This is a genomic window from Clavibacter michiganensis subsp. tessellarius, from assembly GCF_021922985.1.
Taxonomy (GTDB): Bacteria; Actinomycetota; Actinomycetes; order Actinomycetales; family Microbacteriaceae; genus Clavibacter; species Clavibacter tessellarius.
This window is the reverse complement of the sequence record NZ_CP040788.1, coordinates 2,839,689-2,859,228: the sequence shown is the minus strand read 5'-3', so window position 1 is coordinate 2,859,228 and position 19,540 is coordinate 2,839,689. Positions and strand designations below refer to the sequence as shown.

The 19,540-nt window shown below is 76.2% G+C and carries 16 protein-coding genes; 5 read left to right on the top strand and 11 right to left on the bottom strand.

Annotation, left to right across the window (positions count from 1 at the left end; translation table 11 throughout):
• Positions 1–122: 122 nt before the first annotated feature.
• Both FGG90_RS13560 and FGG90_RS13555 read right to left on the bottom strand, forming a co-directional pair.
• On the bottom strand, positions 123–1,448 hold the full coding sequence (locus FGG90_RS13560) for a glycosyltransferase (RefSeq protein ID WP_094126491.1): 1,326 nt from the start codon (positions 1,446–1,448) through the stop codon (positions 123–125).
• Entirely contained in the window at positions 1,445–3,670 is a 2,226-nt protein-coding gene (locus FGG90_RS13555) for a glycosyltransferase (RefSeq protein ID WP_094126492.1), read from the bottom strand. Before FGG90_RS13555 ends, FGG90_RS13560 begins: the two co-directional genes overlap by 4 nt.
• Positions 3,671–3,836: 166 nt before the next feature.
• Between FGG90_RS13555 and FGG90_RS13550 the strand changes: the two genes are divergently transcribed.
• Positions 3,837–4,931, top strand: a complete 1,095-nt coding sequence (locus FGG90_RS13550; protein ID WP_094126493.1) for a Gfo/Idh/MocA family oxidoreductase — start codon at positions 3,837–3,839, stop codon at positions 4,929–4,931.
• Between the two features lie 46 nt (positions 4,932–4,977).
• Positions 4,978–5,772, top strand: a complete 795-nt coding sequence (locus FGG90_RS13545; protein ID WP_094126494.1) for an SDR family NAD(P)-dependent oxidoreductase — start codon at positions 4,978–4,980, stop codon at positions 5,770–5,772.
• Between the two features lie 71 nt (positions 5,773–5,843).
• On the opposite strand, the gene FGG90_RS13540 is transcribed toward FGG90_RS13545, so the two are convergent.
• The 4 genes from FGG90_RS13540 to FGG90_RS13525 all read right to left on the bottom strand — a co-directional run bounded on the left by FGG90_RS13540 (position 5,844) and on the right by FGG90_RS13525 (position 9,925).
• Positions 5,844–7,076 carry a kynureninase gene (locus tag FGG90_RS13540; RefSeq protein WP_094126495.1) on the bottom strand — a complete coding sequence of 411 codons (1,233 nt, stop codon included), beginning with the start codon at positions 7,074–7,076 and terminating at the stop codon, positions 5,844–5,846.
• A 145-nt stretch (positions 7,077–7,221) separates the two neighbouring features.
• Positions 7,222–8,007 carry a DUF4352 domain-containing protein gene (locus tag FGG90_RS13535; protein WP_094126496.1) on the bottom strand — a complete coding sequence of 262 codons (786 nt, stop codon included), beginning with the start codon at positions 8,005–8,007 and terminating at the stop codon, positions 7,222–7,224.
• A gap of 27 nt (positions 8,008–8,034) precedes the next feature.
• The gene (locus FGG90_RS16150) at positions 8,035–9,489 is read right to left on the bottom strand and encodes a DUF4190 domain-containing protein (RefSeq protein WP_272930226.1); all 1,455 of its coding nucleotides are present in this window, start codon (positions 9,487–9,489) and stop codon (positions 8,035–8,037) included.
• A 94-nt stretch (positions 9,490–9,583) separates the two neighbouring features.
• Positions 9,584–9,925: a hypothetical protein gene (locus tag FGG90_RS13525; RefSeq protein WP_094126497.1), complete on the bottom strand. Its 342-nt coding sequence runs from the start codon at positions 9,923–9,925 to the stop codon at positions 9,584–9,586.
• Between the two features lie 154 nt (positions 9,926–10,079).
• Here FGG90_RS13525 and FGG90_RS13520 point away from each other — a divergent pair, with 154 nt between their 5' ends.
• Positions 10,080–11,285 carry a DNA-methyltransferase gene (locus FGG90_RS13520; protein WP_378143360.1) on the top strand — a complete coding sequence of 402 codons (1,206 nt, stop codon included), beginning with the start codon at positions 10,080–10,082 and terminating at the stop codon, positions 11,283–11,285.
• A 15-nt stretch (positions 11,286–11,300) separates the two neighbouring features.
• Here FGG90_RS13520 and FGG90_RS13515 read toward each other — a convergent pair whose 3' ends face one another.
• Both FGG90_RS13515 and FGG90_RS13510 read right to left on the bottom strand, forming a co-directional pair.
• The gene (locus FGG90_RS13515; RefSeq protein ID WP_094126498.1) at positions 11,301–13,475 is read right to left on the bottom strand and encodes a RecQ family ATP-dependent DNA helicase; all 2,175 of its coding nucleotides are present in this window, start codon (positions 13,473–13,475) and stop codon (positions 11,301–11,303) included.
• 88 nt (positions 13,476–13,563) lie between these two features.
• Positions 13,564–13,983, bottom strand: a complete 420-nt coding sequence (locus FGG90_RS13510) for a PLD nuclease N-terminal domain-containing protein (protein WP_094131240.1) — start codon at positions 13,981–13,983, stop codon at positions 13,564–13,566.
• A 184-nt stretch (positions 13,984–14,167) separates the two neighbouring features.
• Between FGG90_RS13510 and FGG90_RS13505 the strand changes: the two genes are divergently transcribed.
• Complete coding sequence (locus tag FGG90_RS13505; protein WP_094126499.1) at positions 14,168–14,338, top strand: CsbD family protein; 171 nt, start codon at positions 14,168–14,170, stop codon at positions 14,336–14,338.
• A 138-nt stretch (positions 14,339–14,476) separates the two neighbouring features.
• On the opposite strand, the gene FGG90_RS13500 is transcribed toward FGG90_RS13505, so the two are convergent.
• On the bottom strand, positions 14,477–15,382 hold the full coding sequence (locus FGG90_RS13500; RefSeq protein WP_094126500.1) for a metallophosphoesterase: 906 nt from the start codon (positions 15,380–15,382) through the stop codon (positions 14,477–14,479).
• Positions 15,383–15,523: 141 nt separating this feature from the next.
• On the opposite strand from FGG90_RS13500, the gene FGG90_RS13495 reads away from it, so the two are divergent.
• Positions 15,524–16,321: an HAD-IIA family hydrolase gene (locus FGG90_RS13495; RefSeq protein WP_094126501.1), complete on the top strand. Its 798-nt coding sequence runs from the start codon at positions 15,524–15,526 to the stop codon at positions 16,319–16,321.
• A gap of 21 nt (positions 16,322–16,342) precedes the next feature.
• Here FGG90_RS13495 and FGG90_RS13490 read toward each other — a convergent pair whose 3' ends face one another.
• Positions 16,343–18,970 carry a septum formation family protein gene (locus FGG90_RS13490; RefSeq protein ID WP_237583419.1) on the bottom strand — a complete coding sequence of 876 codons (2,628 nt, stop codon included), beginning with the start codon at positions 18,968–18,970 and terminating at the stop codon, positions 16,343–16,345.
• Positions 18,970–19,524, bottom strand: coding sequence for an orotate phosphoribosyltransferase (gene pyrE, locus FGG90_RS13485; protein WP_094126502.1), 555 nt, complete (start codon positions 19,522–19,524; stop codon positions 18,970–18,972). Before pyrE ends, FGG90_RS13490 begins: the two co-directional genes overlap by 1 nt.
• Positions 19,525–19,540: the final 16 nt, after the last annotated feature.

Sequence of the window (19,540 nt, the reverse complement as noted above, 5' to 3'; positions counted from 1 at the left end):
GACGAGACTGTGGGCGACCGCGGCGCGCGAGGCGCGACGTGCGGTCAGGATCGAGTCTACGAGATCCGGACGCCGCCGTCGCCCGACCGGGTCGACCCGGCACGCCCGCCTCGCGGGACGGCTCAGCGCGCGGCGTGCTCCGGCCGGACCCCGCCGGCCAGCGCCTGGAACGCGCGCTGCGGCCCGGGCGAGCGCGTGAGCGACGCCGCGATGGCGTCGAGCCCGGCGCGCTGCGTGCCCGACGGGTTGAGCAGCGCCTTCGCCGCCTGCCGCAGCTCGGTGACGGTCGCGACGTTCGGCGCCAGCGCGATCCCGAGCCCCGCCTCCTCGAGCGCGGCCGCCCCCGCGAACTGGTCGGTCGAGAGCGGCAGCACGAGCATCGGGACGCCCGCGGTCGCCGCCTCGGTGACGGAGTTGTTGCCGCCGTGCGTGACCGCGAGGTCGGCGTGGGCGAGCAGCGTCACCTGCGGGAGGAAGGGGCGCACGAGCCAGTCGGACGGGACGGCGCCGAGCTCGGCCGGGTCGGTGGATCCGGTCGCGAGCGCCACGCGCACGTCGAGGTCGCGGAGGGCCGCCGCGATGCGCGCGAGCACGTCGCCGCGCACGGAGAGGAAGCTGCCGAGCGACACGTAGACGATGGGGTCGCCGCCCGCGTCGATCCAGTCGCGCACCTCCGCCTCGGGCGCCTCGCGGCGGACGGCGGAGCCGATGAAGGCGTGCGGCGGCAGGAGCTCGGAGCGGTCGGGATCGTGCAGCTCCTCGGGGTAGTTGAGGAGGAGCACGTCGCCGGCCTCCGCGAACGCGTCGCGGCTCGGGCGCATGGCGGGCGCGAGGATCGCGAGGGCGTCGTTCCACTGCGCGGTGAAGCGGTCGCGCACCCGCACGCAGAGCGCGTGCAGCTCGTCGAGGTCCTCCTCCTCGGGCTCGAACGCGGCGGGCCAGGCGGGCGGGAAGCCGTAGACCTCGTCGCCGACGGGCAGCGCGCTCGGGTGGCCGAGCACGACGTCGGCGTGCGGCGTGCCGGAGGCGAGGAGCGCGAGGCGGGCGCTGAAGGCGAGGTGGTCGACGATCACCTGGTCGGGGCGCACCTCGTCGAGGATCCGCTGCACCGCCCGCGCGGTCTCGACCGGCTCCCACAGCAGGTCGTCGCTGCGGGCCTCGGCCTGGAAGCGGAGGGTCTCGACCATGCCGCGGCGCGTGGCGGCGAAGAAGCCGCGGAGGGCGTCGTCCTCGCCGGTCGGCTGCTCCTCGGCCTTGATGGTGCCGGGGTTCGACCCGCGGCCGAGGCGGAGGTCGACCCGCTCGAAGCCGGAGGCCTCGACGATGCCGGCTGTCGCGGATCCGGTGGCCACCACCACGCGCTCGCCCGCCTGCTGCCAGGCCGACGCGAGCGTGATGAGCGGGAAGAGGTGGGACGCGTAGTCCGGGCTGATGACGAGCAGGGTCATGAGGCGCTGAGCTCCCAGAGGGTTCGGTCGTCGGCTGCGGCGACGTCGCGGTAGACGCGGGACAGGGTGCCCGCCATGGCCTGGATGGTGAAGGTGCGGGCGACCATGTCGCGCGCGCGGTCGGCGGCGGCGTCCGCGTCGGGGCCGCCGGCGATGTCGAGCGCGCGGGCGATGCCGGTGCCGAGCGCCGCGGGATCCGACGTGTCGACGAGGAGGCCGGTCACGCCGTCCTCCACGTAGGTCGCCGGGCCTCCCGACGCGGGCGCGACGACGGGCAGGCCCATCGACATCGCCTCGAGGAGCGCGACGCCGAACTCCTCCTTGATGCTCGCGCACGCGTACGCGCCGCCCGGCGCGGTGAGCCCGGGGCGGCCGTAGCGCACGGCGGCGAGCCAGCGCGTGACGGTGTCGTTGCCGCGGTGGCCGGCGAGGAGGAGGCCGTGGCGGGCGGCGTCGGCGGGGGCGTCCGCGCCGGGCACCGCCTCGAGGATCCGCGCGAGCTGGTCGCCCTCCTCCGCGCTCGGCGCGTCGAGGTCGCCGCCCACGATCAGGAGGTTCGCGCGGGCACGGAGCGCGGGATCCGCCGCCCAGACGTGGGCGAGCGAGGCCATGCCCTTGACGCGGGCGAGGCGGCCGACGCTGATGACGAGCGGCAGGCCGCGGCGCTCGGCGGGGAGGCCGGCGAGCAGGGCGTCGAGCTCGACGAACGCGCGGGCCGGGGCGCCGTCCGCGTCGGCGCCGAGCATGGCGTCGTCGCGGGAGCGCTCGATGGCGGCGACGTCGATGCCCTCGGCGACGACGCTGTGGCGCTCGGGGTGCGCGTCCACGTCGATGCCGACGAGCCGGCGCATGTCGCGCTTCAGCTCCGGGCGCGGGAAGAGGACGGTGTGCGCGGCGTCGGCGGCCAGGCGCTGCACGAGGCGCACGCGGAACCAGTAGTGCTCGCGGGCGTCGACGGCGCCGAAGCCGTCGCGCGTGAGGGCACCGGAGCGGTCGAGCGCGTCGACGACGCCGTGCGGATCCGGCGCCACCGTGAAGACGACCGGGATGCCGAGCTCGCGGGCGACCGTGGAGGCGGCGAGCGTGCCGACGTCGGCCATGCGGAGGTGCACGGCGTCGACGCGGCCGGCGGCGCGGAGCACGCGGCGGATCCCGCGCTCGGCCTCGACCCGGTGCGGCCAGGCCTCGGGCAGCGAGCGCGGGCCGCCGAGCATCGGGATGTGCGCGAAGACGTGGCCGTCGTCGCCGGCGGAGACGCGGGCGAGCGAGGCGAGCGCCTGGTCGGGGGTGCCGCGGGAGAGGGTGACGACGCGGTCGACCGGGCGGTCGGCGACGGTGGTGTCGGCGACGTCGTGGGTGCCGGTCGACGCGCCCGCGGGATCCACGAGCGCGTCGCCGAGCCGCACGAGCAGCGTCGCGATGCCGCCGTTGTCGCCCGCGCCCACGTGCGTGAGGCCCGCGTCGATGTCGGCGTGCAGGAAGAGCTGGACGACCGTGAGGCCGGGCCGCTCGGGCGCGGCCGGGTGGTCGCCGTGCTGGCGCGCGATGTCGAGGACGGCGAGGCGCGCGACCGCGGCCACCTCGTCGTCGCCGCGCGCGATGTCGGAGACGATCCCGAGGGTCGCCTCGCCCGCGGGCCGGTCGCCGAGCGCGGCCACGGCGGCCGCGCGGGTGAGCGGGCCCTCGCGCGGATCCTGGGCGGTGCGGAGGAGCACGCGCTCCGGGATCCGGCCCGAGACGAGGCCGATCGTCTCGACCAGCCGCGAGCGCGCCCCGTCGCCGCGCACGCCGAGCAGGGCGTTCTCGAGCGCGAGGGAGAGGTGGTCGGGGGTCGACGCGGCCCACTGCTGGAGGGTCCGCTGCGCCAGCATGCCGGGGAAGCCGCCCTCGACGACCATCGCGACGAGGCCCGAGACCGCGTCGAAGCGCGGCAGGCGCGTGCCGAAGGCCCAGGCGGCGTGCTCGCGGATCCACCGCACGTCGTGGTCGAGGAGCGCGACGAGCGCGAGGTCGGCGGCCTCGTCGAAGACCTGCGCGAGCGCGTGGATGGCGGCGACGGCGGTGAGCTGGTCGGCGGGATCCGCGGCGGCGCGGGCGAGGAGCCGCACCGCGCGTCCGCCGCCGTCGCGGCTGGCGGCGACCGTGAGCTCGTCGGCCTCCTGCATCACGTCGAGGATGCGCGCGGCCTGCGCGACCTGGTCGAGGCTCGTCTGGATCCCCATGCTCGTGTCCCCTCCCGGGTCGCGTACTCCTGCGACGGAGCCGTGAGGCGCCTCACGCGGGAGCGTTCGCTCCCGGGACAGCCTCCCGGCCCTCGCGAGTATTCCCCAGTCGGCTGCGAGAACTCCAGCCCGGAGGCCCGGGCGATGCCGCGCGTACGCTGACGGCATGCCCCACCCCGCGCCGCCTGCCCCGCAGATCCGCTTCGGCATCGTGGGGAGCGGGTGGCGCAGCGCCTTCTTCCTGCGCATCGCGCGGGCCCTCCCGGAGCGCTTCGCCGTGGCCGGGCTCGTGACGCGCAGCGCCGAGACGGGACGCGCGCTCGAGGAGGAGTGGGGGATCCGCGCCTTCCGCACCGCGGCCGAGCTGCTCGCCGCGGAGGCGCCGTCGTTCGTCGTCGTCTCGGTGCCGCGGACGGCCGCGCCGGACGTGATCGCCGACCTCGTCGACCGCGGCGTGGCCGTGCTCACGGAGACGCCGCCCGGCGAGACCGTGGAGGACCTCGAGCGGCTCGACGCGCTCGTGCGGCAGGGCGCCCGGATCGAGGTGGCCGAGCAGTACCCGCTCTCGCCGCTGCTCGCCGCGCAGCTCGCGATCGCCGCCGGCGGCCGGCTCGGCCGGATCAGCCAGGCCACCGTCGCGCAGTGCCACGACTACCACGGCGTCCGCGTCATGCGCCGGGCCCTCGGCATCGGCTTCGAGGACGCCACCATCACCGCGTCCCGCTTCTCCTCGCCGCTCGTCGCCGGGCCCGACCGCGACGGCGACCCCGTGCGCGAGGAGGTCGTGACCGCCGAGCAGACCACCGCGCGCTTCGACTTCGGCGACCGCCTGGGCGTCTACGACTTCGCCGACCAGCAGTACTTCTCCTGGATCCGCCGCAACCGGCTCCTCGTCCGCGGCGAGCGCGGCGAGATCGCCGACGAGCACGTGAGCTGGCTGCTCGACGCGACGACGCCGACGTGGGCGGACATCACGCGCGTCGAGACCGGGCAGGGCGGCAACCTCGAGGGGCACCACCTGCGCGGCCTGCTGCTCGGCTCCGAGTGGGTCTACGAGAACCCCTTCGCGCCCGGCCGGCTCGCGGACGACGAGATCGCGATCGCGCAGTGCCTCGTGGAGATGCACGCGCACGCGGCCGGCGGCCCCTCCACGAACTCGCTCGCGGAGGCGTCGCAGGACCACCACCTCGCGCTCCTGATGCACGAGGCCGCGACCACCGGGCGTCCCGTCCGCAGCACGCGGCGCGCCTGGGCGGACTGACCCGCTCCCGCTCCACCGCTCCTCCGCTCCACCAGGAAGGCACGTCATGCGCATCGACCTCACCGGATCCACCGCCCTCGTCACGGGCTCCACGCAGGGCATCGGCTTCGCGATCGCGGAGGGGCTCGCCGACGCGGGCGCCCGCGTCATCGTCAACGGCCGCGACGCCGAGCGGACGGCCGCCGCGCGGGACCGGCTGCTCGCCGCGCATCCCGGCGCCGCCGTCGAGGCGCTCGCGGCCGACGTCGCGACCGAGGAGGGCGCCGCCCGCGCGGTCCGGGCGTTCCCGGACGTCGACGTTCTCGTCAACAACCTCGGGATCTTCGGCGCGGCCGACCCGTTCGAGATCAGCGACGACGAGTGGCGCCGCTACCTCGAGGTCAACGTGCTCGCGGGCGTGCGCCTCACGCGCGCGTACCTGCCGGGCATGATGGCGCGCGGCTGGGGCCGGGTGCAGTACATCGCGAGCGACTCGGCCGTCGTCACCCCGGCCGAGATGATCCACTACGGCGTCTCGAAGACCGCGCTCCTCGGGGTGTCGCGCGGCTTCGCCAAGGCCGCGGCCGGATCCGGCGTGACGGTCAACTGCGTCATGGCCGGCCCCACGCACACCGGCGGCGTCGAGGCGTTCGCGCGCGAGCTCGTGGGCGACGAGCTGCCGTGGGAGGAGGCGCAGCGCGCGTTCATGCGCGAGCACCGGCCGCAGTCGCTCATCCAGCGGTTGATCGAGCCGGAGGAGATCGCGAACATGTGCGTGTACCTCGCGTCGAGGCAGGCGTCGGCGACGACGGGCGGCGCGCTCCGGGTCGACGGGGGGTACGTGGACGCGATCCTGCCGTAGGCGCCGCCGGGACGCGTATCCGGGCAGCCGGCAGCCGTCCCGCGGCGGGTGGCCGGGCTGCGTCGCGCGGATCAGCCCGCCAGGTGCCGCCGGATCGCCTCGACGCCGAGCTCCACCTCGTGGAACGACGTGGTCAGCGGGCTCAGGCCGAGGCGGAGGCCCGACGGCGCGCGGAAGTCGGGGATCACGCCCTCCTCCCACAGCGCGCCGACGATGTCGCGGAAGCGCGGGTGGTCGACGCTCACGTGGCTGCCGCGGCGGTCCTCCTCGCGCGGGCTCGCGACGCGGGCGCCGAGCGGCACGAGGTCGCGGTCGACGAGATCCAGCGCGAAGCCGGTGAGCGCCAGCGACTTGGCGCGGATGGCGTGCATGCCCGCCTCCTCGATGAGCGCGATCATGTCCTGCATCGCGAGCATGCCGACGATGGGCGGCGTGCCACTGAGGAAGCGGCGGATCCCGTCGGCCGGCACGTACTCGGGCCCCATCGCGAACACGTCCTGCGCGCCCATCCAGCCCTGGATCGGCTGGCGCAGCTCCCGCTGCAGGTCGCTCCGCACGTAACCGTGCGCGGGCGCGCCCGGCCCGCCGTCGAGGTACTTGTAGCTGCAGCCGACCGCGAGGTCGACGCCCCACGCGTCGAGCTGGGTGGGGATCACGCCGACCGAGTGGCAGGTGTCCCAGAGCGCCAGCGCGCCGGCCTCGTGCACGATGCGTGTGATCCCCGGCACGTCCGCGAGGAACCCGGAGCGGTACGCGACCTGGCTCAGCACGACGAGCGCGGTCCGCTCCCCCACCGCGTCCGCGACGAGCTCGGGCGTGACGCCGGCATCGGGCGACACCTCGATCCACCGGATCGTCATGCCGCACTCCTCGGCGACGCCCTCCAGCACGAAGCGGTCGGTGGGGAAGTTGTCGGTGTCGATCACGAGCTCGTCGCGACCGGGGCGCGCGCGGACGGCGGCGCGCACGAGCTTGTAGAGGATCACCGTGGTCGAGTCGCCGACGAACGTCTGGCCGGGCGCGGCCCCGTACGCGACGCGGCCGAGGTCGTCGCCGATGCGCGTGGGCATGGCGAGCCAGTCCTCGTCCCAGCCGCGGATGAGGCGGCCGCCCCACTGGTCGCGCACGAAGGACGCGACCCGGTCGACGCTCGCGATGGTCGGCCGCCCGAGCGAGTTGCCGTCGAGGTAGGCGACCACGTCGTCGGCCCGCACGAACAGGTCGCGGAAGCGGGCGAGCGGGTCGCGCGCGTCGAGCTCGGCGGCGGACGGGATCGGGCGGGCGTCGGGCGCGTCGGGGGTCACCTCCGCAGCCTACGAGCCGGGGTGCCGGGTGGGCGGATCCGGCAGGTGCCCGACAGGTCCGCGGGCTGCGCGCTGGCGGCCGCGGGGACGGCCGCGCCCACCCCGTCGCGCGGGCCGCACGGGCCGAGACCGCGGACCGTCGCGCCTACCCCGTCGCGAGGACGGCGTGGTCGTCGGCCGAGTACCGCGTGAGGACGAGCGTCCCGCCCTCGACCTCGCCCGCCGGCACCTCGTACATCAGCGTGACGGTCGTCGCCTCGCCCGGGTCGAGCGTTCCCACGCGGGCGAGGCCCGTGTCGGGCGCCCACAGGTCCGTCGTCGTCGTGTCGACGAGGTCGCCGGACGGCGTCCGGAACTCCAGCTCGACGAGGTCGATCGTGCGGGTCAGCACGCCGTGGCTCTCGATCCGGACGGTGGCCGCCACCACCCGGTCGGATGCGGCCACGATCCCCGCGGGCGCGGCGTCGCTGTCGAGGTCCACGTCCGTGACGGCGACGTCCAGCTCGGGCGCGCCGTCCGCGAAGGTGCGCCAGGCCTCGCCGACGGGGACGGGATCCGCGAGCGTGCCCGCCGCGGTCGTCACGGGCGGATCCTCCGGCACGAGCGCGGCGAGCCCCGTCAGCACCGCCACGACGCCGGCCACGAGCAGCACGGCGAGCCCGCCCGCGACGGCGAGCAGGAGCCCGAGGCGGGCGGCGGGTCGACGGGGCGGGCTGGTCGGGCTGGTCGGGGCATCGATCGCTGCGGCCGGGTCGGCGTGGTCGCGCGGGTCGGCGTGGTCGCGCGGGTCGGCGTGGTCGCGCGGGTCGTCCGGTGCGAGGTCGAGCGGGCGATCGGGACCGCGACCGGGCGCGGGGCCGTACGGCGTCGCCGCGAGGGGGCCGTCCGGATCCGGTCGGGCGTCGCCGCCCTCGCCCTCACCGACCGGCACGGACCACCTCCATCGCCACCGCGGGCCCTAGCCGGCCCGGAAGTAGTAGGCGTCCGCGGCCAGCCCCGGCACCGTCGCCCAGAGGCCCTCCCCCGCGCCGTCGATCGGGATCTCGACGACCACGTTGCCGCTCGCGTTGCCCTGCGGCTCCAGCAGCCCCGCGCCGTCGGCGAACGCCGGAGCCGGCGCGAGCGCGAAGGCGTCGGCGGCCGAGTACGCGGCTCCGTCGGGCGCGAGGTACCCCAGGACGAGCTCCGACAGCGGATCGCCCTGGTCCTGGCCGAGGTACGTGACGGTGACGGGCACGACCGCGTACTGCATGCCCTCCGCGGGCGCCGGGTTGGCCGGATCCGCGGCGAGCACCGCCGCCGTCGCGTCGAGGGTCGGCGGGCCGAGCGTGACCGACCACTCCGGCCCGTCGACGCCCTCGCCCGTGACCGTCGTGCCGATCGGCAGCGGATCCTCGGGGCTCGTCCCCGGCGCGCCCGCCGCGTCGCCGCCCGCGTCGGGATCCGTGCCGTCGCCGGGGGTGGGCTCGGGGCTCGCGAAGCCGCCGGGCCCGCCCGAGGACTCCACGGCATCCGACACCGCGTCCACGAAGGCGAACGTGTAGACGATCGCGAGGATCACGCCGAGCACGAACCCGACTATCCCGAGGATCAGGCCGGTGACGGCGAGCGGCTTGCCGTCCATGCGCCGCGCCAGCGAGATGATCGCGAGGATGATCGCCGCGAAGGCGGGCACGAACGCCACGTAGTTGAGGAACGGGATGAGGGCGGTGACGACCGCCGCGATGCCCACCACGAGCGCCGCGATGGCGAGGCCCTTGCCGCCGCGCGGGCGGGGCGGCGGGCCGCCGACGTAGGGCGGGGCGGCCGCGGGCGGGGCGTGGCCGGCGGGGGCGCCATAGCCCGTGGGGGCGTCATAGCCCGTGGGGGCGTCGGCGCCCATGGGCGCTTCGTGGCCGGCGGGGGCGCCGTAGCCCGTGGGCCGCGCGTACGCGGCGGATCCGGCATTGGCGGCGGGCGGCGCGTACCCGCCGGCAGCGCTGTAGCCGGCCGGCGGCGCGGGAGGCGGCGGGACCTCGCCGGCGGCGCGAGCCGGTATCGGCGCGTCGACGGGGTCGGCGGCGTCGACGGCCGCGTCGGGCGCGGCGTCGGGACCGGCGTCCGCGAGCGGCTCCGCGTCGGACGCCACGGCCGGAGCGCCCGCGGGCCGATCGGCGGCGTGGTCCACGCCGTCGGCAGCGGCGTCAGCGTCCGCGTCCGCGTCCGCTTCGACGGCGGCGGTGTCGTCAGCGTGAGCGTCGTCGTCCGCGCCGGCCGTCTCCCCCGCGCCGGCCGACGCCCCCGGGTCCGCGGGCCCGTACGGGCTGTGCGCCTCGGTCTCGCGCGGCGCCTCGGCGGCGCCCTCGGATCCGGCGTCCCGCGGCTCGTCGGGGTGGCGGCCGTCGGTGCGGTCCGGATCGCGCTCGTCGCTCATGAGTCGTTCCTAGCGGAGGCGGCGTCCTGACGGCACCTCGTCGGCGGAAGCGCCCCGAAGTGGGGGCGTCCCGGCGGCCGAGGGCCGTCGGCGGTCACCGCTCCGCGACGAACCAGGACGTGTCGGAGGTGGGGCCGGGGGTCACGGACCAGGTGCCGCCGCCCGCGTCGCCCGTCGGGACCTGGATGACGAGGACGACGCTCGCGCTCTCGCCCTGCGCGAGCGGTCCCGCGTGCGCGTCGGCGCCGGGTGCGGTCACGTACCTCTCCGGCGCGCAGGACGTGCCGTCCTCCGCGACGTAGTCGACGCTGATCTCGTCCACGGCCACGCCCGGATCGGCCGCCTCGCGGGTGACCGCGAGGGGGAGGACGGCGTAGTCCATGCCCGGGTCCGGCGGCGGGTTCACGGCGATGGAGTCAAGGACGGCCGCGGTCATGTGGAACGTCGGCGTGCCGATCGTCACCCGCCACTCGGGTCCGTCGTCGGCCCGGACCGGGGCCCGGCGCGGATCCCGCGTCCGGGCCGGCCCCGCCTCCCGCCCCGCCGAGGACAGCCGTCCGCGGCCGGGGGAGGTCCGTTAACCTCGGGGCGTGCCCCTGCCCGCGTGGACCCCCGACGGCCCCGACCTCGTGATCCACGCCGAGAACCTCGAGGCCGTCCGCGCGCTCCCCGACGGCGCGTTCCAGCTCATCTACCTCGATCCGCCGTTCAACACCGGACGCACGCAGGAGCGCCAGAACCTCACGGTGACGCGCACCCCCGACGCCGATCCGGATCCCGAGCCCGGAGACCCCGGCGCCGGCGTCGGCCTCGGCTCCGAACCGGACCCCCAGCCCGGAGCCCCCGACCCCGACCCCGACCCCGACCCGGATCCTCAGCCCGAACACCCCGACGCCGCGCCCGCCCTCGCCCCCGCGAGCACCGCCACGCCCGAGCCCGTGCGTCCGCCCGGCGCGCGCCTCGGCTTCCACGGCCGCAGCTACGACTCCGTGAAGGGCATGCTCTACGGCTTCGACGACTCGTTCGCCGACTACTGGGACTTCCTCGAGCCGCGACTGATCGAGGCCTGGCGCCTCCTCCACCCCACCGGCACGCTCTACCTGCACCTCGACTACCGCGAGGTGCACTACGCGAAGGTCGTGCTCGACGCGCTGTTCGGCCGCCGGTCGTTCCTCAACGAGATCGTGTGGGCCTACGACTACGGCGCGAAGTCGCGGCGTCGCTGGCCGGCCAAGCACGACACGATCCTCGTCTACGTGAAGGACCCGATCCGCTACCGCTTCGACTCCGAGGGCGTGGACCGCGAGCCGTACATGGCGCCCGGCCTCGTGACCCCCGAGAAGCGCGAGCGCGGCAAGCTCCCGACGGACGTCTGGTGGCACACGATCGTCTCCCCCACCGGCCGGGAGAAGACCGGCTACGCGACGCAGAAGCCCCTCGGCGTGCTGCGCCGCATCGTGCAGGCCTCGAGCGGACCGGGCGACTGGGTGCTCGACTTCTTCGCCGGATCCGGCACCACGGGCGCTGCGGCCCGCGAGCTCGGCCGGCGCTTCGTGCTGGTGGACGAGAACCCGCAGGCCATCGAGGTGATGCGCGCCCGGCTCGACGGCGACGGCACGGTCTTCGTGGCGCCGGATGCGCGTCCCGCCGCCCGGAAGCGGGAGGCGCCGGCGAAGGGGAAGGCGCCGGGGAAGACGACGGTGACGGGGAAGGCGACGGCCCCCGCGAAGCCGAAGCCCCCGCTCCCCGCCGCGCCGAAGCCGGCTCCGCCACCCGCCGCGCCGCTCTCCGACTGACCCGCGAGCCCCGCGCTACCCCTGCTGCGCGAGCGCGAACGGCAGCACGCGCGTGGCGCCCGCCTTGCGCAGCAGCCGCCCGGCGACCGTGAGGGTCCACCGGGTGTCGACCAGGTCGTCGACGAGGAGGACGGGACGCGGATCCGCCGCGAGGCCGTCCGCGAGGTGCGCCGGGACCTGGAACCGGGGATGCACGCGGCCGAGCCGGTAGACGCTGTTGCCCCGGGCGGCGCCGGGAGCGTCCGGGTCCACGAGCTCCAGCGACCCGAGGAACGGCAGCCGCCCCACCTCGGCGATGCGCTGGGCGAGGCTCCCGACGAGCTGCGGCCGGCTCGCCGACGGCACGTGCACGACCGCGCGCGGACGCTCGGCCCAGCCCCACTCCGCCAGCACGCGGACGCAGGCGGCGACGAGCGCGTCGTCGACGGGCGCGTCCTCCGCGCCGGCCGCGAAGACCGTGCGGAGGCGCCCGCCCCAGCCGAGGTCGGTGAGGCGCGCGAGCGCGCGCCCCTCGTCGACCTGCTCGCCGGAAGCGATGGCGCCGCTGAGCGGCACGCCGACGCTCGACGCGCCCGCGGGCCACCGCAGCCGCGGCTCGATGGGGAGCCCGACCCTGTCGAGCGCCTGCGATGCGGTGGCCGACGCCTGCTGGTCGAGGGACGACGGATACCACGCGCCCGCGCACCGGTCGCAGCGGCCGCAGGGCGCCGCGGTGTCGTCGTCGAGCTGGCGCTGGAGGAACTCCATCCGGCAGCCGAGGGTGGTTTCGTAGTCGAGCATCGCCTGCTGCTCGCGCACGCGCGCCGCCGCGACCTGCTCGTAGCGGGCGCGGTCGTAGGTCCACGGGACCCCGGTGGCCGACCACCCGGACGTGTCGCGCCGCACGGCGCCGTCGACGTCGAGCACCTTGAGAAGGAGGTCGAGCCGGCTGCGCGACAGCGAGACGCGCGACTCCAGCGCCGGCACCGACAGCGGCCGGTCGCTCTCGCCGAGCGCCTGGATGACGGACGCCGCCTGCTGCTCGTCGGGCATGGACGCCGTGGCGAAGTACTGCCAGATGTCCGGATCCTCGCCACCGGGGAGGAGCAGCACGTCGGCGTCGGCGGACCCGCGGCCCGCACGGCCGACCTGCTGGTAGTAGGAGACGGGCGACGACGGCGCCCCGAGGTGCACGACGAACCCGAGGTCGGGCTTGTCGAACCCCATGCCGAGCGCGCTGGTGGCGACGAGCGCCTTGACCTCGTTGCGCTGCAGCTCGCCCTCCGCCTGCTCGCGGTCGGCCGGGTCGTCGCGCCCCGTGTACGCCTTGACCGCGTGGCCGGCGTCGCGCAGCAACCGTGCCGTGTCCTGCGCGGCGGAGACGGTGAGCGCGTAGATGATGCCGCTGCCGGGCAGCTCGTCGAGGTGGCTGAGGAGCCAGCCGAGCCGGTCCCTGCTGTTCTCGAGCCGGAGCACGCCGAGCCGCAGCGAGCGCCGGGCGAGCGGCCCGCGGATGGTGACCACGGGCACGCGCTCCATCTCGACGGCGCCGCCCCCGGTGGATCCGACGCTCAGCTGCTCCTCCACGTCGGCCACCACGCGCGAGTTCGCCGTGGCGGTGGTGGCGAGCACGGGCACCCGCTCGTCGACCGAGGAGATGAGGTCGCGGAGGCGGCGGTAGTCCGGCCGGAAGTCGTGGCCCCAGTCGGAGATGCAGTGCGCCTCGTCGACCACCAGGAGGCCGAGCCGAGCGCGGAGGGCCGGGAGCTGCTCGTCGCGGAAGCGCGGGTTGTTGAGGCGCTCCGGCGAGACGAGCAGGAGGTCGACCTCGTCGGCGTCGAGCGCGCGCAGCAGGTCGTCCCACTCGTGGGCGTTGCTGGAGTTCATGGCGACCGCGCGGACGCCGGCCCGCCGCGCGGCGGCGACCTGGTCGCGCATGAGCGCGAGGAGCGGCGAGACGAGCAGCGTGGGGCCGAGCCCCTGCTGGCGGAGGAGCAGGGTCGCGACGAAGTAGACCGCCGACTTGCCCCATCCGGTGCGCTGCACGACGAGCGCGCGGGACCGGTCCTGCACGAGCGCCTCGATGGCCTCGAACTGCCCGTCGTGGAAGTCGGCGCCCGCGACCCCGACGAGCCGCGAGAGGTGCTCCCGGGCGGCGGACCGGAGGTCGGAGGGCGCGGCGGAGGAGGGCGGCGTGGCGGTGTCGGGCATGGGGCCATGCTCCCATCCGCCCCCGACCGAGCCCTCGCGCGGAGACCCCGCGGAGGGAGAGCGCGACGGCGCGCGACCTGGGGAGGGACTACCGCTCGGGCGCGGATCCGGGCTCGATCGCGCGCGACGGCCGGGCGGGACCCGCGGCGCGCGCCGCCTGCACCGCCTGCTCGGCCTGGATCTGCCGCATCCGCGCGATCCGGGCGTAGTGCCGCTCCTCCTCCTCGAGGTCGGCGAGCTGCTGCTCGGTGCTGCGCACGCGTCGGTCGACCGCGACGGCCGCGCGCTCGTAGGCGGCGCTCCGGTCGGGCGGGCCGACGGGCTCGCGCCGCGCGTCCCAGTCGTGGCCGACGCAGAACCACACGATGCTGCCGATGAGCGGCAGGAACACGATCAGCAGGATCCACACCAGCTTCGGCAGGTGCTTCACCTGGTCGTCCGGACGGGTGATGAGGTCGACGAGCGCGCACACGGCCACGAGGAGGGGGAGCACCCCGAAGAGGATCACGGTGAGGGAGCCTAGGGTGCCCCGGCCGCCGGGCGGAAGGCCCTTGCGCGATCCCGCGGACCCCACCGGCACGGCCGCCATTCGCTCAGCGGACACGGACCGCGCATCTGCCAGCCATCCAGGAGCCGCCGGTCCTACATTGCAGACGAGGGCCGCACCCGGTGGCCTCAGTGAGGAGGAGATCATGGGTCTCGACGACAAGATCAAGAACGCTGCTCAGGACATCGCCGGCAAGGCCAAGGAGGCGCTCGGCGACCACAAGGGCGACCAGGACCTCAAGGCCGAGGGCCAGAAGGACCAGGCCGCCGCGTCCGCGAAGAAGGCGGGCGAGGACGTCAAGGACGTCTTCAAGTAGACCCTCACCGGTCTCGGACCGAGGCGGCGATCCCCACGGGATCGCCGCCTCCGTCATGTCCGGGCCACCGCGTCGGCCGCCCTCCGGCGCCGCGCACGGGCACGCCGCGCAGGGGCACCCCGCGCACGGGCACGCCCGTCAGGGCCGCGCCGGCGCCCCCGCCTCCGCCATGACCCGCCGCACCAGCTCCGCGTCGAGCACCGCGACCTCCTCGCCGTCGTCCGCCGCGTGCGCGCGCACCACGACCGAGACGACGCAGCCCGCGGGATCCACGTCGACCACGAGGAACCCGGATCCGCGCACGATGCGCTCCGTGCCCGGCGTGGCCGCCACGTCCGTCTCGTTCGCGACGCCCGGCGCGACGAGCACGGGCACGCCCGCGAGCGATCCCACGATGTGGTGGTGGTAGTGCCCCGAGAGGATCACGCGCACGTCGCTCCCCCGCACGATCTCCGCCAGCCGGCCCGGATCCTGCAGCGCGAGCGACTCGTGCAGCGTCGTCGGCGCGGCCACCGGCGGGTGGTGCAGCACGAGGACCGTGCCGCGCTCGGACGGCGTGGCGAGCAGCTCGCCGAGCGCGTCGAGCTGCTGCTCGCGGAGCGCGCCGTAGCCCTTGCCGGGCACCGAGGTGTCGAGTGTCGCGATGCGCCAGCCGTCGACGATCGTCACGCCGTCGACGGGCGGGACGGCGGCGGGATCGCGCCCGTCGTCGGTGCCGGGGGCGCCGTGTCCGTCGCCGAGCACGAGGCGGAAGGCGGAGCGGACGTCGTGGTTGCCGGGCGAGAGGACGACGGCGGCGCCGCGCGACGCGGCCCACGGATCCAGCCGCTCGCGCAGCAGCGCGTACGACTCCGGGGTGCCGTCCTCCGAGAGGTCGCCGGAGCCGACGAGGAGCCGGACCTCCGGGATCCGGTCGGCCTCGGCGAGCACGCGGTCGAGCGCGGCGGCCGTGTCGACGACGCCCTGGTGGAGGCCGCCGTCGCGGAGGAGGTGGGTGTCGCTGAGGTGGACGAGGCGCAGGGATCCGGTCGGCAGTGCGTGCATGCCCCGACCCTACGAGGGCGGGCCGACACCGCGGCGGACGCCGGGCGGACATCCGGTGACGCGCGCGGCGGACGCCCGCCCCGCGCCCGGCCGCCCGCCATCCCACGGCGGTAGCCTCGTCCCACGACGAGAGGGAACCCCATGGCGACGCGCGACGAGATGGACTGCTGGCTCACCGACATGGACGGCGTGCTCGTGCACGAGAACCAGGCCCTGCCCGGCGCGGCGGCCCTCATCCAGCAGTGGCAGGACCAGGGCAAGCCCTTCCTCGTGCTCACGAACAACAGCATCTTCACGCCGCGCGACCTCTCCGCCCGGCTCCGCGCGTCCGGCCTGCACGTGCCCGAGTCGGCGATCTGGACCAGCGCCCTCGCGACCGCCGCGTTCCTCGAGCAGCAGATGCCCGGCGGATCCGCGTTCGTCATCGGCGAGGCCGGCCTCACGACCGCGCTGCACGAGGCGGGCTTCATCATGACCGACACCAAGCCGGACTTCGTGGTCATCGGCGAGACGCGCAACTACTCGTTCGAGGCGATCACGCGGGCCATCCGCCTCATCAACGGCGGCGCGCGCTACATCGCGACGAACCCCGACGCGACCGGGCCGAGCGCCGAGGGCGTGCTGCCCGCGACGGGCGCGGTGCTCGCGCTCATCTCGAAGGCCACGGGCAAGGAGCCGTACATCGTCGGCAAGCCCAACCCGATGATGTTCCGCTCGGCGCTCAACAAGATCGGCGCGCACTCCGAGAGCACCGGCATGATCGGCGACCGGATGGACACGGACATCATCGCCGGCATCGAGGCGGGCCTCCACACGGTGCTCGTGCTCACGGGCATCAGCGACCGCGCCGAGATCGAGCGCTACCCGTTCCGGCCCGACGAGGTGCTCTCGGGCGTCACCGAGCTGCTGGATCCGGAGCCGGTCGAGTCCGAGCTCTGATCCGCGGCCGCGTCGTCGGGGCTAGGGGACGACGGGCGGCTGCGGCTTGCCGATGCTGCCCGTGAAGGTGCCGCCGCCGGCGCGCGAGACGAAGCAGTAGGCGTCGCGGTCGCCGGCCGTCCACTCGTCCTGCGTGATGGGGTAGGCGGACTGGTACTGCACGTCCGCGTAGGCGCGCGCCGCGCCGTAGTCGATCACGGTGTCGGCGATGCAGAGCTCGTCGGCGGAGTCGCGCACGGCGTCCTCGCCGGGGAACGCGTCGCCGGTCTGGGGCAGCGCGACGCGGGCGACCATCTGGGCGTGGTGCTCGGATCCGCAGTCGACGACCGTGAACTCCTCCTCCCACGGCGTCGTGTACGGCTCGAGGCACTCGCCGCCGAGCAGCGCATCCCAGGCCTGGGTGCCCGCCGCGGCCGGGCCCTGCACCGGATCCGTCGGGGTGGGCGACGGGGTCGGCGTCTCCTCGGCGGCGGCCGTCGCGGTCGCCACGGGGGCGGCGTCGGGCGCGGCGGAGGAGGCGAGCCGCTGGCCCAGGTAGAACAGGCCGACGAGGAGCAGCACCAGGAGGATCGCGCCGCCGACCCAGAGGGCGGTGCGGCGGGGGCCGCGGGGTCCGCTCGCACGCCGGGGCGGGGACGCGGGTGGCGCGGGGACGCGGGCGGCGTCGAGGACGGGCGCGCGGGGCGCGGGCGGGCGCGGGGCGGGCGGCGCGGCGTACGGGGGCGGGACGGATGCGGATGCGGCGTCGGAGCGCGTCTCCCGCGGGGACCCGGCGTCGGAGCGGGTCTCCCGCGGGGACCCGGCGTCGGCACGTGGAGCGGCGGGGACGGCGACCGTCGGGGCGGCGCGATCCGGATGCGCGCCCGGGGCGGCGGCACCGGCCACGGCGGCGGCGGCCCCGACCACCGGGAGGACGCGCGTGCGGTCCTCGCCGTCGTCGGGGACGGGGCGGTCGGACTCGGTGGCGCGGTTGTCGTCATCCGCGTCCTCGGCGACGTCGCCGAAGAGGAGCGCGATGGCGTCGACGGGCTCGTCGTCGGACGCGACGGGACCGCGGTCGGCCCGATCCACCCGGTCGTCCGCGAGGGGCGCGTCCCGGTCTGGGGCGGTGGCGTCGCGGTCCGCGCCAGGACCGGCCGGATCCCGTCGCTCGGAAGCGGACGGCGCCTCCGGAGCGGACGGCGCCTCGGCAGCGAACGGCGCCCCCGGAGCGGCCTCGTCGGCCGGAGCGGCGAGCGCGGCCGTCGCGTCGTGCGCGTCGGGTGGAGTCGGCTCGGACACGGTGCCCGTCGGCTCCGGCGTGACGTCGGCAGGGCGGCTCTCGGCGGAGTGGGCGTGGGAAGCGGGATCGTCGGACGCGGCGGAGCTGGACGCCGCGGCGGCAGCGGCCGTGGCCGTGGCCGTGGCCGTGGGTGCGACCGGGGACCCGGCAGCCCAGGCCATGGCGGCGGCACGGGCGGCCGCGGCGGCAGGGGCGAGCGGGGCCGGGGCCGCGTCGAGATCTTCGTGGGCGTCCGCCGCGTGATCCTGCGGGTCCGTGTGTGCGCCGGCGTCCGCACCGGCACCGGCTGCACGCGCGCCGGCGACATCGGCGTCTGCGTCTGCGTCTGCGTCTGCGTCATCGGCATCGGCATCGGCATCGGCATCGGCATCGGCATCGGCATCGGCATCGGCGCCAGGCCGGACCACCTCCGCGACCTCCTCGCGCGCCGCGAGCGCGGCCGGGGTCGACGGGCCGGCGTGGGCGGGAGCATCCGCGGCCTCCACGGGGTCGTCGACGACCCCCGCGTCCTCGTCGAGTCCCGTGTCGACGCGGGGCGTCAGGTCCACGAGGTCGTCGGTCGGCGTCTCGGCGGGCGCCTCGGGGGCCGGCTCCTCGACGAGCTCGGCGTCCACCACCGCGGAATCCACGGCGCCGTCGGCGGCGGGCTCCGGGAGGCGCAGGTCGTCGTCCCCGTCCGCGATGGGCTCGAGCACCAGCTCGGCGGTCGCGTCGTCGACGGGCTCGGGATCCGCTTCGAGCTCGCCCGTCAGCACCTCGCCGGCGAGCGGAGCACCGGACGACGGGGCGTCGGCCGACGGAGCACCGGACGACGGAGCGTCGGCCGACGGAGCACCGGACGTCGCCGCATCCGCCGGCACGGTCCCGGCCGGGAGGTCCACGGGGGACGGCACGTACCCGGGATCCGGCTCGCCCGCGAACTCGAGCTCGTCGGCGATGCCGGACGCCGCGGCGATCTCCGGCTCGGGCACCGGGGCGGGGGCCTCGTCGGCGGGGTCGGCGTCCGCGGAGGCGTCGGCCTGGTCGAGCGGGGCGATCCGGTCGGCGTCCTCCGTCGGGTCGAGCGGCGCGATGCCCGCGAGGATGTCGTCCGCGGGGGCCGTCGGCGCGTCGGCGGGAGCGGGGTCGATGCCCTCCTCCTGCGCGGCGGCGATCTCGTCGGCCTCCGCCTGCCGCTGCCGCGCGTCGTCGCGGTCGGCGGGCTCGGGCTCGACGTCCGCGGAGCGCCCCCAGCCGATCGGCGAGAGCGGGCGGACGGGCCGCTCCCGGTCCGCGTCCGTGGCGGGACGGACCGCGAACGGGTCGTCGTCGCCGCTGCGATCGCGGTCGTCGCCGGATCCGCCGCCGGGAGGCGCCTGCCCGTCCACTAGGCGAGCCCCAGGTCCTCGAGGCCGATGGCGTACAGGTAGCGGTGGCCCGCGGCCTCGATCACCGCGCGGGCGTCGGTCGAGCGGTCGACGACCACGGCGACCGCGGCGATCTCCGCGCCCACCTTCTCGAGCGCCTCGATGGCCTTCAGCGGGGATCCGCCGGTGGTGGAGGTGTCCTCGACGACGATGACGCGCGTGCCCTGCAGGTCCGGCCCCTCGACCTGGCGGCCGCGGCCGTGGTCCTTGGGCTCCTTGCGGACGACGAACGCGTCGTAGCCGCGGCCGACCGCGGCGCCCTGGTGCAGGATCGCGGCGGCGATGGGATCCGCGCCCATCGTGAGCCCGCCGACCGCGGCGACGTCGGGCACGTCCGCGATGAGGTCGAGCATGACCTGCCCGATGAGCGGCGCGACGCGGTGGTCGAGGCTCACGCGGCGGAGGTCGACGTAGTAGGTCGCCTTCTTGCCGCTCGTCAGCGTGAAGTCGCCGTGGAAGACGGCGTCCCGCTTGATGTGGTCGATGAGCTGCTGGCGCGCGTCGGAGGTCGTCACGCAGCCGATCCTACGG

Coding starts and splice junctions, on each gene's coding strand:
- FGG90_RS13500 (WP_094126500.1), bottom strand. CDS start 15,382: ATGCACGCACTGCCGACCGGATCCCTGCGCCTCGTCCACCTCAGCGAC.
- FGG90_RS13525 (WP_094126497.1), bottom strand. CDS start 9,925: ATGACCGCGGCCGTCCTTGACTCCATCGCCGTGAACCCGCCGCCGGAC.
- FGG90_RS13550 (WP_094126493.1), top strand. CDS start 3,837: ATGCCCCACCCCGCGCCGCCTGCCCCGCAGATCCGCTTCGGCATCGTG.
- FGG90_RS13495 (WP_094126501.1), top strand. CDS start 15,524: ATGGCGACGCGCGACGAGATGGACTGCTGGCTCACCGACATGGACGGC.
- FGG90_RS13515 (WP_094126498.1), bottom strand. CDS start 13,475: ATGCCCGACACCGCCACGCCGCCCTCCTCCGCCGCGCCCTCCGACCTC.
- FGG90_RS13555 (WP_094126492.1), bottom strand. CDS start 3,670: ATGGGGATCCAGACGAGCCTCGACCAGGTCGCGCAGGCCGCGCGCATC.
- FGG90_RS13545 (WP_094126494.1), top strand. CDS start 4,978: ATGCGCATCGACCTCACCGGATCCACCGCCCTCGTCACGGGCTCCACG.
- FGG90_RS13560 (WP_094126491.1), bottom strand. CDS start 1,448: ATGACCCTGCTCGTCATCAGCCCGGACTACGCGTCCCACCTCTTCCCG.
- FGG90_RS16150 (WP_272930226.1), bottom strand. CDS start 9,489: ATGAGCGACGAGCGCGATCCGGACCGCACCGACGGCCGCCACCCCGAC.
- FGG90_RS13505 (WP_094126499.1), top strand. CDS start 14,168: ATGGGTCTCGACGACAAGATCAAGAACGCTGCTCAGGACATCGCCGGC.